Raw genomic sequence first — 14421 nt, forward strand, 5'->3', positions numbered from 1 at the left:
TGGTGCTGGGATATTATTGACGAATCTGTCCATTGCCTGTAATCCGATATTTGGTTGATGTCAGTGCTGGTAGTCCCATCGGTCCACGTGCATGCAGTTTCTGAGTACTGATTCCGATTTCGGCTCCATAGCCAAATTCAAACCCGTCGGTGAAACGTGTGGACGCATTGTGATAGACGGCTGCTGCATCCACATCATGCATGAAGCGCTCTGCATGGGCTGTATCCCGGGTTACGATACACTCGGAATGTTTGGTTCCGTAATGTGCGATGTGCTGCATCGCTTCTTCCAGGTTCTCGACCACCCGGATATTTAAAATATAGTCGTTGTACTCGGTCGCATAGTCTTCCTCGGTTGCCTCAAGGGCAGAAGGAACAAGACGGCGCACCGTGTCGCAACCTTTCAAGACCACATTGGCCTCACGGAATTGCTCGGCAAGAGCAGGCAGATGCTCTTCCGCGTATGCGGCATGCAGCAGCAACGTTTCCATGGAGTTACATACGGATGGACGTTGTGCCTTGGCATTGATGGCAATTTCGGCTGCCATAACTGGATCGGCTGATTCATCCACATAGGTATGGCAGATGCCCGCCCCAGTTTCGATGACAGGTACCGTTGCGTTGGCAACTACATTACGAATGAGGGAAGCTCCTCCGCGTGGAATGATGACGTCCAGCAGTCCGTTCAACTTGAGCATCTCATCTACGGAAGCACGATCTGCATCTTCAACCAGTTGCAAAGCATCAGCAGGCATGTCTGTCGTTGTGAGTGCCTGATGCAGCACCTCCACAATTTTTCGATTGGAGGACAGGGCAGAGGAGCCGCCGCGCAGAAGCACTGCATTACCTGTTTTGAGACATAATCCGGCTGCGTCTACAGTTACATTAGGACGAGCTTCGTAGATGATGCCAATCAGGCCAATCGGCACTCTTAATTTTTCAACATGCAATCCGTTTGGACGGGTGAATGTCTCTAACACTTCACCGACTGGATCAGGCAGATCTGCAATCTGACGTAACCCCTCAGCAATGCCTGCGATCCGCTCCTTATTAAGGGCGAGTCGATCCAGCATGGAATCCGGCGTACCTTGTTCTCTGCCTCGTGCCAGATCTTCGGCGTTTGCCGTAATGATGGAATCCGTCTCCTTAATCAAAGCATCTGCCATAACACGCAGGGCCGTATTTTTCTGTTCTGTATTCAATCGGTTCAGCTGTGGAACCGTGGCTTGAGCTTTGATGGCTTTTTCTCTGACCTCACTCATCTTAATTCCTCCTCATATATATAAAGTTGAGTATTCCAACCACTATATTGCTTCATGTTTATTTTAACGTAATCCATTCGTCTCTATGAATAACTTCAAGTCTGTGGATGCTAGCGAGTTGTTTCATCACTTCGCCACTGGGAAGTCCGGCAATGAGTCGAAGCTGGTCATCATCATAATTGACAATACCGCGACCGAGCAAGGTTTCGTCCATGCCAATGACCTCTACAACGTCTCCTGCATGAAACGTTCCCAGTACCCGCTTGACCCCTACAGGTAGAAGACTATGGCCCCCATGGACAAGGGCTTCTTCAGCACCATCATCCACAACGACGGTACCCAGCGGAGTAGACATGAAGCCCAGCCACTGCTTTTTACGGGATAGCGAAGCAAGTCGTGTCTCAAAGTAAGTTCCTTTGCCCGTGCCCTCAACCGCCTTCTGCATATCTCCGGGTTCTTTCACACTTCCCACGAATACAGGTACGCCTCCACGTGTAGCAACCTTGGCTGCATCAACTTTGGATCGCATTCCGCCTGTACCAACCGTTGATCCTGAACCACCGGCAAAAGCATAGATCTCCGCCGTGATTTCGGGGATACGGTCGTAACGCATGGCAGAAGGATCTTTACGCGGATCTGCGGTGTACAGGCCGTTGGTATCGGTAAGAATGATCAGATGCTGTGCCTTCACCAGGTTTGCAACCAATGCGGACAACAGATCGTTATCACCAAACTTCAATTCGTCCACCGATACCGTATCATTCTCATTAAAAATCGGAATCACTCGCTGTTTAAGCAGCTCTTCTACGGTCATACCTGCGTTACCCATGCGTTTACGACTGTGAAAGTCTGTACGAGTTAACAAAATTTGCGCTGTAGTAACGCGGTGCGCTGCAAAAGCCTGTTGATATGCCTGCATCAGTAATGCCTGCCCAACGGCCGCTGCGGCTTGTTTCTCATGTAGCAGTTTGGGGCGCTGAGGGTAACCGATCTCCCGGAATCCGGCCGCTACCGCTCCTGAGGTGACCAGAAGTACTTCATGACCCTGATCAGCCAATGCTGCAATTTCTCCGGCAAAAAAAGTGATCGAACTGCGATCCAGACCGCCTTCTTCCGTTGTAAGCGAGCTGCTTCCAATCTTAACTACAATACGTGAAGTCATGGTTTCACTTCCTTAAACATGATTAATAAGTGCTTCTGGAGCAGGCTTTAGCGGGTACAAAAAAAACTTCCGCCCTTTAGTTAAAAAGGACGAAAGTTCGTTACTTCCGCGGTACCACCTTTATTGATGATTAGATCATCCGGCTTCATGCCCTGTAACAGAAGGCACTGTCCTGCACGTAACAGGCCGCTCAGGGGTAGGTTTCAGAGAAGAGCCGCGGTAAATTCTTTCAGCAGGGTGGAATTTACTCTCTGGGCGCGACTGATATTCTCTTACTGGTCCCGTCATCACGTTTCGTTCAATATTTCTTATAACATACCATGGAAACTTGGCATATGCAAAGGTGTTATGGTCCTGTAAATTACTTGAATAAATTCAGCTTGCCAATCCGCTCGACAGCTTCGCGTAATCGGTTTTCATCACTTAACAGTCCCGCGCGCACATAGCCTTCGCCATGCGAACCAAAACCAATACCTGGGGCTACGGCCACCTTGGCTTCTCGCAGTAACAAGTCTGCAAATGAAGCGGAGGTATAACCGGCAGGTACAGGTAACCAGCTGAAGAATGAACCCGCTGGTTTCGAAGCTTGCCAGCCAATCGAGGAAAGAGCGTCATAAAACGTATTGCGACGGGATTCGTAACGTGAAACGAGCGAAGTAACACATTCCTGAGAGGCAGTAAGTGCTTCCGTTGCCGCAGCCTGAATTCCACCGAAGAGACTGACATAGATATGATCTTGAAGCAGATTGATTTTAGAGACAATCTCTGCATTACCAAGTGCGAATCCAACACGCCATCCAGCCATATTGTACGTTTTGGATAACGTATAGAACTCAATGCCCACTTCTTTGGCACCAGGGGCTTGCAGGAAACTTACGGGACGATGTCCGTCAAATCCAATTGCACCGTAAGCAAAGTCGCTGGCAATGACGATTTGATTTTGAATGGCAAATTCAACCGTATCTTCGTAGAACGAAAGGGGTGCCGTTGCTGACGTTGGGTTGTTGGGATAGTTCAGGAACATCAGCTTGGCCTTCTCCCGATCTTCGGCTGTAACAGCTTCGTAATCCGGCAGGAATGCATTGGACTCGAGCAAAGGCATAAATGACATGTTTGCTTTGGCGAGTGCAACACCAGACCAGTAATCCGGGTAGCCAGGATCTGGAACGAGAACGGTGTCGCCGGGGTTAAGCAGGATCTGAGGTAACTGAACCAATCCGGTTTTGCCTCCGAACAGAATGGCTACTTCAGTCTCGGGGTCCAGATCAACATTGTAATCTTCCTTATATCGTTTGGCGACAGCTTCCTTCAGGAAAGAGTGCCCTCTAAAAGGGGAGTATTTGTGGTAAAGGGGATTCTCAGCCGACTCTTGCAGTGTTTTCACAATATGAGGTGGTGTAGGTGTATCCGGGTTCCCCTGACCCAGATTGATCACGTCATGTCCACTTGCGATTTCACGATTTACATTTTGAACAAGGGTAGCAAAAAATTGCGTTGGCAGCTGTGTCATCACATCAGAAGTCGGTATCTTAAAAGCTGAACGAGCAGATGTATGGTCTGATTGGGTCATTATATTCATCACTCCGGTATCAATAATGGCAAATAGTTCTCATTAATTTATCACGTCAATCCCGAGCTGTATAGAGGGAAATGCACTTGAATATACAGTACATAGGAGCAAAGAGCGGAGTATTGTACAAAATTGAAAGTACTCATTTAGTTTTGTCCATTGAGCTGAGAGAAGCCATGTTTTATGATAATATCCGATAATGATAATCAATATCATTAATTTCTAGCACAACGCACATGATATAGGGGGAGAAATAGAAATGAAAAAGGGCATACGAAATACGGGAGTATTATTAACGATCACATGGTTATCCATCCTGCTATTGGCTTGTGGAAATCAGGCTGCAACACCTGCTGCTGGCGCAGATGATTCCAAAGCAGCCACAGAAACCACAGAGACCCAAACTGCAACGGAAGAGACGAATGAGGGCGAGACACGGATATTCAAAGACTGGACTGGCCATGAAGTTGAGATTCCTGTAAATCCGAAGCGAGTGATCTATCATGGAGAAGTTACAGGGGATCTGCTCGCGCTTGGTGTTGTTCCTGTCGGCATACTTCGTCAAGAGGGAACCGTATTTGATGATCAGGTTGCTCAGTCAGAAGATGTAGGATTTCCGATCAGTGTGGAAAAGGCGTTAGACTTGAATCCCGATCTGATCATTTTCTCTAACAGTGATGAAGCTCAATATGATCAGATCGCGAAGGTTGCACCCACAGTTACATTTGATTCGTTTGGTTTAATAGAAGATCGCATGCGTATCCTTGGCGATTTGTTGAATAAAAAGCAAGAAGCGGAGGATTGGATTACGGCTCATCAAAAAGCGACGGAAGAGATGTGGACGCAACTTCATGAGAACGGATTGAAAGAAGGGGAGACCGCTTCGGTATTCACCATGTATCCCGGGAATCGTCTGTTTGTCATGGCGGGTGCAGGATTGCCACAGTTGTTATACGGAGAAGACGGGCTGAAGCCAACCGCGGAAATCCAGAAAGTATTGGATGAAGACATGGGATTTGTAGAGATTTCGACTGAAAAATTATCTGAATTTGCCGGTGATCGGATATTTATTCTGGATCCTGTGACCGACGATGCGAAGCAATCCACCAAGGAATTGCTGGATAGTACAATCTGGAAGAACCTGCCTGCGGTGAAAGAAGGAAAAGTATATCGTTTTAATATCGTAAAAGCTTCTAGTGATGCCCTTTCCAGGGAGTGGCTGTTACAGGAGCTGCCAAAACAGATGATTCAATAATGGTGACGAGCTAGTGAGGCGGCAGTAACACCTTTGAGTAATGCAGTTATAAAAAAAGTAAAAGGGGCCTTCAACATTTCGTTGAACGCTCTTTTTTGCTGATTAAACTCATATCTGGATTATTGACTATCGCTCGCTTATAATCAGACCATACAGAATGATTGATAATTATTCTCATTTTAGAAAAACGAGGTGAACCGACATGCAGGCTTTGGATGCCGATGGGGGAGCGTTGTTCTTTTCAGCATTCATGTTTCGGCTGGATCATCTGGTACGTCGAATTGAACCACCTGAACAGGTGATGCTGGAAGTTGCTTGCGAGAAACATACCTTCCTGATCTGTGAAGAAGGGGATGGGCGTTTATATATTGGACATGAACAGTTTCCGTTTACTACGGGATGTGTTTATCCGCTTTCTCCGGGAGAGGGGTACCAGATTGAACATCGTAATAACTCGGAATTGAAATATATCGTAATGGCTTTTGATGTTATTCATGTGTTGACGGGTGATCCCGAACTCTTTACCCGCGCTGTATTTGAGCACAGAAACCAATTAAATGGTTATCCCTATGCTCCGTTAAGTGGGCTGCTGGAGCAAATGTATGTCATTCGGAATTATAAAACAGATGCCGAATACAGTCATTTGAATGCACAGTTCCAAAAATGGATGGAGTTGATCATTACCCGGTACACTTCTCCAAAGACGGAACAGAGTATGGAAGCAAGACTACACAGTACGATTCAGTATGTGGACGACCATTATGCTGAAGAAATCACTGTACAGAAACTGGCACGTCTTGCGGAGATCAGACCTGTACAATATACGACCCTTTTCAGACAACTCACGGGTCACAAGCCGCTCGATTATGTGAATCATGTTCGCATCAAACATGCCAAGGACTGGCTTCGCAAATCAGATGAACCACTTCGGGATATAGCGAGCCGCGTTGGGTTTAAAGATGAGTATTATTTCAGCAGGCGTTTTCGCCAAATGACCGGATTATCTCCTCGTCAATATGACAGATCGATTCAGCAGCAGACGTTAGTACAAGATTGGTTGGGTCATGATGTGAATATTCCAGTAAATCCGGAGCGAATTATGTATTACGGAGATTCTGCTGGGGATCTGCTGGTGCTGGGCATTCAGTTGTTGGGAGATCAGACATATGACGCGGTCGCTCCGGTTAATGTGGAAGCCGCTGTTATCATGAAGCCGGATTTGATTATTTTTGATAGCAGCAATAAACAACAGTATGAACAACTTTACCGGATTGCACCGACGCTTGCTTACAATTCACATGCCACGTTGGAAGAACGAATGCACAGATTGGGCAGCTGGTTTGGCAGACAACCGCAGGCTGAACAATGGCTAACCTCCTATGCGGAGCGTACTGAGCAGATGTGGGCGAAGATCCATACTGTAATTGAAGAGGGGGAAACGGCATCCGTATTTACATACCATCGGGGTGCACGATTATTTGTTATGGGCAATATCGGTCTGGCGCCTATGTTATATCATCCAATGGGATTCAGGCCAGTTATCAAAGTGAAGGAAGCACTTGCATCAGGCAGAGCCTATAAGGAAATTTCGGCTGAAGCGGTACGTCAGTACGCGGGAGATCATGTGTTTGTTATGCTGCCTGAGGAAGTTGTGGCAAGACAGGCTACAGAAATGCTGATGAAAAGTCCCAGTTGGCAGGCCCTTCCGGCTGTGCAGAATGGACGGGTATACCCTGTGGAGGAGTCAACTTGGAATGTGGGTGATGCACTCACGAGTGATCGATTGTTGGCCTTGCTCCCTGAGTTGTTGTGTGCAAGTTCATAATAAAAACAGGCTTGCAGTCCTCAAGAGGATCAAGCTATGATAGCAGGTATTACGGTTCAGAGGAGTGCTTGTCATGACAGAAAAACAACAGGGAGAAATGCGTGTAGCCCTGATTCAGGGCGATATTCAACTCGGAGACCCTGAGGCCAATCATAAACATATGCAGACGTTGCTTGAGCGTGCGGTAGAACAATATCCGGATCTGGGGCTGGCTGTGTTACCTGAGATGTGGAATACCGGATACGCTTTGACGCAAATTCATGAACTCGCTGACCCGGAAGGCCAGAAATCTCGGGAATGGCTGTCTGCTTTTGCTCAAAAACATCAAATTTCCATCGTTGGCGGTTCAATTGCTGAGAAACGGGATGGTCAAATATACAATACAATGTACGCTTATGATCGTGAAGGAAAACAGGTAACACGATACGATAAATTACATTTGTTCCGTCTAATGGACGAGGAGAAATATTTACAGCCAGGTGCGGAACCTGAAATTTTTGAATTGCAGAACGGTCTTACAGCGGGTGCTTCGATCTGTTATGACATCCGGTTTCCGGAACTTGCTCGCACCCTTGCTCTCAACGGGGCCAAAGCATTGATTGTACCCGCCGAATGGCCGAAACCTCGTCTGCACCACTGGCGTACGTTGCTTACAGCACGAGCGATTGAGAATCAGATGTATGTGATCGCATGTAACCGTGTAGGTAAAGGGGGAGAGACCGAATTTTTCGGACATTCCCTCATCATTGATCCTTGGGGTGAGATTGTGGCTGAAGGTGGCGAAGGGGAAGAGATCGTGACCGGAATTATTCGTCCATCTCTGGTAGATGAGGTTCGCGGACGGATTCCCGTGTTTGAAGACCGTCGACCTGGCGTTTATTTTGGCGGAAAATAAAAACTGAAATGAAATTCTTCAGAAAACGTGTTTATTCTTCCAGGATACGGGTAATGATAACTATCCCGTCACCAAGGAGGATGATCAATCAATGGACAACCATGTGAAAGATACGCTCAGGAGACTGGAACAGGATAACACAAGGGAAGATCACTTAAGGGCATTCTTAGAGAATGGAGCAGGAGGGCTATCACCCCCTGATTCAACTGTTCAGGACGAAGGCCGTGTAATGAATCAGCAAAACAGGCTGACAAGCGATCGTAATTTGCGTAAATAAAACCGCCAGACATGAAGTTTTCTTATGTACGTTTCTACGTTAACATTATAAATTAGCATTGTAGCTAAACAACTTAACAAGCAACATTGTACTGTAACCAGTTACTGTGATTGCAATGTAAGAACTCTATTCTGCGGATGCGGGAAACGAGTATATGACAAAGGCTTGGCCCATAAGGGTCAAGCCTTTGTTTTGTTTCAGTATGAAATGTATCTAATGTAATGTCTCCATACCCACAGGAGAAATTTTTTAGTCTCCCTTTGACAGTTCGGCCACGGTTTGTTGAAACGTATGGATGAATGCTTCGGCTGCCTTCGACAGCACTCTGCCTTGACGATAAGCCACAACAAGTGTTCTGCTGGGAGTAGGCTCAGCAAGTGGCACATACACAGGCACGAACTCACTGCGCGGAGCACGGGCGATAAAGCGTGGAACCAGGGTAATACCCATACCTGTGGCGACCAGCGACTGAACGGTTTCAATATTGGTGCTCTCAAACACAACTTGGGGATCAAAACCAGCCTGCTCACAGAGATCAAATGTAAGTTTGCGGAAGCCCTGTCCTTTTTTCAATACAACAAAGGGTTCATCCCGAAGTTCTTCAATTCGCACAGGAAGCGGATGTTCCGGATCTGCCCTGCGTGCCAAAGGGTGATTCGGGGGAACTGCCAGATCAATCTTTTCCTCTCCAATGGCAACGTAGGCGAGACTTGGCTCTTGTAAAGGAAGAGATAACAGACTGAGATCTGCTTTGCCGCTTGCTGTCAATTTCTCAAGCGTAAGCCCGGAGTCTTCCAATAAGGTAACCTCAATCTCGGGATAAGCTTGTTGAAACGCAGGAAGCACATGTGGGAGCAGGTGTGATCCCGTGATCGGCATGCTGCCTACAACGACTTTACCTTTGCGAAGTTGGGAAATGTCGGACATTTCCTGACGCAATAGCTCCACGGCATCTACGATCTTTTGGGCTTGCTCGACAAACGTAACACCCGCATGGGTTAACTCCACGGTACTAGTATTACGCTGAAATAGCAGGACTCCCAATTCTTTTTCCAATTTGGATAATTGCTGGCTTAGTGAAGGTTGGGCAATATGCAGCTTCTCTGCTGCCCGGGAGAAATTGCGTTCGGCCGCAATTTGCAGCGTATATTGAAGTTGTCTGAATTCCATCGTCATCGGTCATTCCTTTCGTTATGCCACCATTATATCATTACAGATGAAGAAATCATTAATTTCGCTTAACCGCTTGCACTCCATCAGAAGAGTTGATATACTGATTTTGAAAACGCTTAATAAGAACCACTTACCCGGGTAAAACAAAATCAACGTTTTCATGTGTAGCAGTTTCAAGTGTTAACAGTACCATTTCAATTGTTCATATTCTTTTTCGTTTATATAATTGAATAACATTCATCCAACGATGGCGTGTTACTGTTCGGCAGGCAAGACCTAGATTGGGTGGGAAGAGTTTCTCTTTTCCTACCCTTTTTAGGTCTTTTTTTGTTCCCATCAAGAAGAAATGGCGGAGGTGTCGTTATGAATTCCAAAAAGCTGGCTCAGGAAATTTTGGAGCATGTAGGTGGAAATAATAACATCAATCAAGTAATTCATTGTTCAACAAGGTTACGTTTTACACTTAAAAATTCAAAGCTTGCCAATACAGAAGAGATCAAACGGTTGGATGGAGTTATAGGAGCCGTAGATAGTGGCGGGCAATATCAGGTCATCATTGGTAATGATGTAAGTTATGTATATAACGAACTGGCTCCATTAATAAACATGGAAACGGCCAGTGATGAGGTTAAGTCCCCACGGGATTACAGTCCCAAGGGTCTGTTTAATGCCTTTGCCAATATCGTCGCAGGCATCTTCCAACCGATTATTCCGGCCATTGCAGCCTCTGGAATGCTCAAAGCTCTGTTGTTGCTGGCTACCGTTTTTGGCATTATGGCAAAAGAAGATCAGGCCTACGTATTTTTGAACGCAATCGCGGATGCAGGCTTTTATTTCCTGCCCATGCTACTTGCCTTCTCCAGTGCAAACAAGTTCAAGGCCAATCCATATATAGCCGTATTACTGGGAGGCGTTTTGCTTCATCCAAACATGATTGGTCTTCTGGGTGGAGAGGAACCGGTATATTTCCTTGGCATGAACGTACCAAATGTCGCTTATGCCACTTCCGTTATCCCGATTATTTTGACCGTTTGGTTCATGTCTTATATTGAACGCTTCGCTGATAAAGTATCACCCGGTCCTGTGAAAATATTTTTGAAGCCGCTCATCGTGATCTTGATAGTTGCCCCCATTTCATTGATTGCACTTGGTCCATTAGGCACATATATCGGAACAGGAATGTCGGAGGCTGTCTTCTGGATACAGGATAAAGTGGGCTGGGTAACCGTCGTTATTATGTCGATGTTGATGCCATTTATCGTGATGTTTGGGATGCACAAAGTGTTTTATCCTGTGATCTTTGGAGCAATTGCTTCACCAGGTTACGAGACGCTGTTCCTCGTTTCCATGCTTGCTGCCAATATGGCACAAGGAGGAGGGGCACTCGCCGTAGCTTTCAAATCGAAAGACCCAAAAATGAAACAGATCGCTCTTTCTGCCGGAATTTCCGGTATGTTCGGGATTACTGAACCAGCAATCTACGGGGTGCATCTCCGTTTGAAAAAGACATTTTTGGCATGCCTCATTGGCGCAGGAGCGGCGGGCATGTTCGCGGGAATCGTCAATCTGAAGGCGTATACAGCAGTTGGCCCTGGTCTTGCCACATTGCCGATCTTTGTCAGTGATGATCCCAACAATATTTTATATGCCCTGATTACCGTTGCGATTTCTTCCGTTATTGCCTTTGTAGGCGTGTTCCTTATCGGGTTTCAAGATACAGTAGCAAGTGCGGAGTCTGGTAAAGCGGGCAAGCCATCTGCTGAGCCCGTTTCTCCAGTCCGTATGGATTCTCAGCCGCAAACTTCGGCTTCCGGCATGAAGTCCAAAAAAGTGGTGTTTGCTCCATTGGAAGGTAAAGTTCTGCCATTAAGAGAGGTGAAGGACGAGGCCTTCTCGCAAGAAGCCATGGGACAAGGTATGGCCATTCAGCCAAGTGTTGGCAAGGTGTTTGCCCCGTTTGATGGTACCGTTGAGACGGTGTTCCGCACCAAACATTCCATCGGTTTGAGATCGGTAGAGGGGGTAGAACTTCTGATTCATGTCGGATTGGATACGGTGAAACTGAAAGGCCAGCATTTTGATGTAAAAGTGAATGAAGGAGAACAGATCTCTCATGGTCAGCTCCTGATCGAATTTGATCTTGAAGCTATACAAGCTGCAGGTTATGACACTACGACCCCTGTAATTGTGACCAATTCATCGGATTATCTGGAGATACTGGGCAATGAAACTGCGGCGACAACAGGACCGGGGAAACCATTAATTACGGTGTTATAACTCGCTGAAATATGAATGAAAGGCAGGCAGCCTGATATGGAAGTCATAAAAATACTGAATTCGAGCATTGTTCTTGCCAGACGTGGTGAGGATGACAAGGAAATTATTGTGATGGGAAAGGGCATCGGCTACAGGAGCAAACCGGGAGATGTCGTGGGGGAGGATGAGATCGAGAAGATCTATGTCCTTGAAAATGAAACGATTTCTTCAGATCTCACCGCCCTGATGAAGGAAACACCAAAAGAATATCTGATTCTGGCTGATGAAATCATCTCTCACGCGAAACATACATTGTCCCGCCATCTGAGTGATCATCTCTATGTCGCATTAACAGATCACCTGTATATGGCCATGAAGCGATTCAAGGACAATATGACGATCCAGAACCGAATGTTGTGGGAAGTGAAAAAGTTCTATCCGCAGGAGTTCAGCATCGGGTTGCATGGTCTGTCTCTCATTCAAAAACAGCTTGGACTCTCCCTGCCTGAAGAGGAAGCGGCGAATATTGCCTTTCATCTCGTTAATGCGCAGCAGAATGATGACAATATGAATCAGGTCATGATGATGACCAATACCGTCAAGGATGTACTCAATATTATCAAAATTCACTATCAAGTGGAGCTGGATACACACAGCATCAACTATTCACGCTTTTTGACCCATTTGCAGTTTTTCATTCAACGGCTTTTTGAGCATAAAACGTTAAATACGCAGGATCATGAGCTCTTTGAGCAGATCGCGAATAAATATCCGCAGGAAGAAGCCTGCGTACTGCTAATCAAGGATTATATTGAAGCTCGGTTTGAACATACGATCTCCAATGAAGAGATGATGTATTTGATTATTCATATCAATCGGGTCATGAGTCGCAATTAAGCAAGAATTCAAGAGTCAAAGAGTAAACCCAGGGAGGAATACACAATGAAAAATACAACAAGAACGTTTCCAGAAGATTTTCTATGGGGAGGGGCAATAGCTGCCAATCAAGCGGAAGGAGCCTGGAATGTGGACGGCAAAGGTCTGTCTACAGCCGACATTGCTATCTATCGAAAAGGTGTAGCCAAGAGTGAGTATAAGAAGCATAATGCCATTAATGAAGAACAGATCAAGACTGCGATGGAGTCTACCTCGGATAGAGAATATCCGAAACGCAGAGGCATTGATTTCTACCACCGTTATGAGGAGGACCTGGCCTTGTTTGGGGAGATGGGTCTCAAAACGTTGCGTCTATCTATTGCTTGGACCCGAATTTTCCCGAATGGCAACGAAACAGAGCCGAATGAAGCCGGTTTGCAGTTCTATGACCGCGTTATTGATGGCATGCTGAAACAAGGAATTGAACCTTTGATTACGTTGTCGCATTATGAGATGCCGATGTATCTGGTGAATCACCACGGTGGATGGACGGATCGAAAAGTCGTCGATTATTTTGTTCACTTTTGCAAAACCGTGTTCACCCTCTATAAGGATAAAGTGAAGTATTGGATTACATTTAATGAAATTGACAGCATTGTTCGTCATCCGTTTACTAGTGGTGGTATTGTTCCGGAACGTTTCGAAAATGTGGAGCAGGCCGTATATCAGGGGTTACACCATCAATTCGTAGCGAGTGCGCTCGCAGTGAAGTACTGTCATGAGATCATTCCCGGTTCCCAGATCGGATGTATGCTTACCAAACTGACAACGTACGCTCATACATGTAATCCCGAAGACGTACTCGTTGCTTCCCGGGATAATCAATTCAATCTTATGTTTACGGACGTACAGGTGCGTGGAGCGTATCCGTACTTTACGAAGAGATTTTTTGCCGAAAAAGGGATTAACCTGGATATGCTTGAGGGGGATGAAGAGATCCTGAAAGTACACACTGTGGACTTTATCTCATTCAGTTATTATATGTCCCTCGTATCAAGTGTGGATGGCGACCGATTGGAGCAGGTGAGTGGCAATACAACTGGAGGGGTGAAGAACCCGTATCTGCAAACGAATGATTGGGGCTGGCAGATTGACCCGGTAGGTCTGCGTATCTCACTGAATGAACTGTATAGTCGTTACGAGGTGCCTTTGTTTATCGTTGAAAATGGAATTGGAGCGGTAGACACGATTGAAGCGGATGGTAGCATTCAGGATGATTATCGTATTGATTATTTCCGCTCTCACATTGAACAGATGCATGAGGCGATTCTGGACGGTGTTGAACTGCTCGGCTATACCAGTTGGGGAGTAATTGATCTGATTAGTTATTCTTCTTCAGAGATGGAGAAACGATATGGCTTTATTTATGTAGATCAGGATAATGACGGCAATGGAACACTGGAGAGAAAACGCAAGAAGAGTTTCTATTGGTACAAAGATGTGATCGCGAATAACGGTTTGTAATACAGTAGTCGGACATGCACTCTCATAGAAGGCGTTGATATGATAATTTTCATTTCATAACAGAAACTAGGAAAGCAGCTCTGGGTTCAGGGCTGTTTTTTGATGTTCTAGATAAAAGCATTGACAGCGAAGCAACGGAAACGTAGTATAAGACATATCTGATAATGATAATTGTTATCAATTGAAACCTCTGCGATGAGCAGTGGTTTATTTGTCTTTCTCTCATTATAGGTTAAACCTATTACATCTATAGATATTATATCTTGGAACAATGAAGGACAGGGTGATATATTTATGTCATTCAAGAGCTTCACTTTTTAAAGAAAACAGAGGCTCTTCCAAGGACC

General features: G+C 45.8%; 11 protein-coding genes and 1 other annotated feature. Of the genes, 7 read left to right on the top strand and 4 right to left on the bottom strand.

Going from position 1 to position 14421, the window contains the following annotated elements; genetic code table 11:
* Window positions 1–13: 13 nt before the first annotated feature.
* The 3 genes from ACDJ59_RS07000 to ACDJ59_RS07010 form a co-directional block, all read right to left on the bottom strand.
* A complete protein-coding gene (locus ACDJ59_RS07000) occupies window positions 14–1261 on the bottom strand; it encodes a glutamate-5-semialdehyde dehydrogenase (protein ID WP_413408057.1) in 1248 nt (415 codons plus the stop codon).
* 58 nt (window positions 1262–1319) lie between these two features.
* Window positions 1320–2423 (bottom strand): glutamate 5-kinase, encoded by a 1104-nt coding sequence (gene proB / locus ACDJ59_RS07005; protein WP_413408058.1) that lies wholly within the window; start codon window positions 2421–2423, stop codon window positions 1320–1322.
* 82 nt (window positions 2424–2505) lie between these two features.
* Window positions 2506–2720 (bottom strand) — a binding site (T-box leader).
* A gap of 64 nt (window positions 2721–2784) precedes the next feature.
* A complete protein-coding gene (locus ACDJ59_RS07010; protein ID WP_413408059.1) occupies window positions 2785–3993 on the bottom strand; it encodes a pyridoxal phosphate-dependent aminotransferase in 1209 nt (402 codons plus the stop codon).
* A 259-nt stretch (window positions 3994–4252) separates the two neighbouring features.
* Between ACDJ59_RS07010 and ACDJ59_RS07015 the strand changes: the two genes are divergently transcribed.
* The 4 genes from ACDJ59_RS07015 (at window position 4253) to ACDJ59_RS07030 (ending at window position 8245) form a co-directional block, all read left to right on the top strand.
* Window positions 4253–5248: an ABC transporter substrate-binding protein gene (locus tag ACDJ59_RS07015; RefSeq protein WP_413408060.1), complete on the top strand. Its 996-nt coding sequence runs from the start codon at window positions 4253–4255 to the stop codon at window positions 5246–5248.
* Between the two features lie 202 nt (window positions 5249–5450).
* A complete protein-coding gene (locus ACDJ59_RS07020) occupies window positions 5451–7073 on the top strand; it encodes an ABC transporter substrate-binding protein (protein WP_413408061.1) in 1623 nt (540 codons plus the stop codon).
* 73 nt (window positions 7074–7146) lie between these two features.
* Window positions 7147–7968 (top strand): carbon-nitrogen family hydrolase, encoded by an 822-nt coding sequence (locus ACDJ59_RS07025; RefSeq protein WP_076250027.1) that lies wholly within the window; start codon window positions 7147–7149, stop codon window positions 7966–7968.
* Between the two features lie 91 nt (window positions 7969–8059).
* On the top strand, window positions 8060–8245 hold the full coding sequence (locus ACDJ59_RS07030) for a hypothetical protein (RefSeq protein WP_017687767.1): 186 nt from the start codon (window positions 8060–8062) through the stop codon (window positions 8243–8245).
* Between the two features lie 249 nt (window positions 8246–8494).
* On the opposite strand, the gene ACDJ59_RS07035 is transcribed toward ACDJ59_RS07030, so the two are convergent.
* The gene (locus tag ACDJ59_RS07035; protein ID WP_036607891.1) at window positions 8495–9415 is read right to left on the bottom strand and encodes a LysR family transcriptional regulator; all 921 of its coding nucleotides are present in this window, start codon (window positions 9413–9415) and stop codon (window positions 8495–8497) included.
* A 366-nt stretch (window positions 9416–9781) separates the two neighbouring features.
* On the opposite strand from ACDJ59_RS07035, the gene ACDJ59_RS07040 reads away from it, so the two are divergent.
* The 3 genes from ACDJ59_RS07040 to ACDJ59_RS07050 are packed head-to-tail and all read left to right on the top strand — an operon-like array spanning window position 9782 to window position 14074.
* Window positions 9782–11695, top strand: a complete 1914-nt coding sequence (locus tag ACDJ59_RS07040) for a beta-glucoside-specific PTS transporter subunit IIABC (RefSeq protein WP_413408062.1) — start codon at window positions 9782–9784, stop codon at window positions 11693–11695.
* 36 nt (window positions 11696–11731) lie between these two features.
* Window positions 11732–12571 carry a BglG family transcription antiterminator LicT gene (gene licT / locus ACDJ59_RS07045; protein ID WP_221820387.1) on the top strand — a complete coding sequence of 280 codons (840 nt, stop codon included), beginning with the start codon at window positions 11732–11734 and terminating at the stop codon, window positions 12569–12571.
* Window positions 12572–12616: 45 nt separating this feature from the next.
* Window positions 12617–14074 carry a glycoside hydrolase family 1 protein gene (locus tag ACDJ59_RS07050; RefSeq protein ID WP_413408064.1) on the top strand — a complete coding sequence of 486 codons (1458 nt, stop codon included), beginning with the start codon at window positions 12617–12619 and terminating at the stop codon, window positions 14072–14074.
* Window positions 14075–14421: the final 347 nt, after the last annotated feature.

Source organism: Paenibacillus amylolyticus (genome assembly GCF_047302515.1).
Classification (GTDB): Bacteria; Bacillota; Bacilli; order Paenibacillales; family Paenibacillaceae; genus Paenibacillus; species Paenibacillus amylolyticus_G.

Coding starts and splice junctions, on each gene's coding strand:
- ACDJ59_RS07010 (WP_413408059.1), bottom strand. CDS start 3,993: ATGACCCAATCAGACCATACATCTGCTCGTTCAGCTTTTAAGATACCG.
- ACDJ59_RS07035 (WP_036607891.1), bottom strand. CDS start 9,415: ATGGAATTCAGACAACTTCAATATACGCTGCAAATTGCGGCCGAACGC.
- proB (WP_413408058.1), bottom strand. CDS start 2,423: ATGACTTCACGTATTGTAGTTAAGATTGGAAGCAGCTCGCTTACAACG.
- licT (WP_221820387.1), top strand. CDS start 11,732: ATGGAAGTCATAAAAATACTGAATTCGAGCATTGTTCTTGCCAGACGT.
- ACDJ59_RS07000 (WP_413408057.1), bottom strand. CDS start 1,261: ATGAGTGAGGTCAGAGAAAAAGCCATCAAAGCTCAAGCCACGGTTCCA.
- ACDJ59_RS07025 (WP_076250027.1), top strand. CDS start 7,147: ATGACAGAAAAACAACAGGGAGAAATGCGTGTAGCCCTGATTCAGGGC.
- ACDJ59_RS07030 (WP_017687767.1), top strand. CDS start 8,060: ATGGACAACCATGTGAAAGATACGCTCAGGAGACTGGAACAGGATAAC.
- ACDJ59_RS07050 (WP_413408064.1), top strand. CDS start 12,617: ATGAAAAATACAACAAGAACGTTTCCAGAAGATTTTCTATGGGGAGGG.
- ACDJ59_RS07040 (WP_413408062.1), top strand. CDS start 9,782: ATGAATTCCAAAAAGCTGGCTCAGGAAATTTTGGAGCATGTAGGTGGA.
- ACDJ59_RS07015 (WP_413408060.1), top strand. CDS start 4,253: ATGAAAAAGGGCATACGAAATACGGGAGTATTATTAACGATCACATGG.
- ACDJ59_RS07020 (WP_413408061.1), top strand. CDS start 5,451: ATGCAGGCTTTGGATGCCGATGGGGGAGCGTTGTTCTTTTCAGCATTC.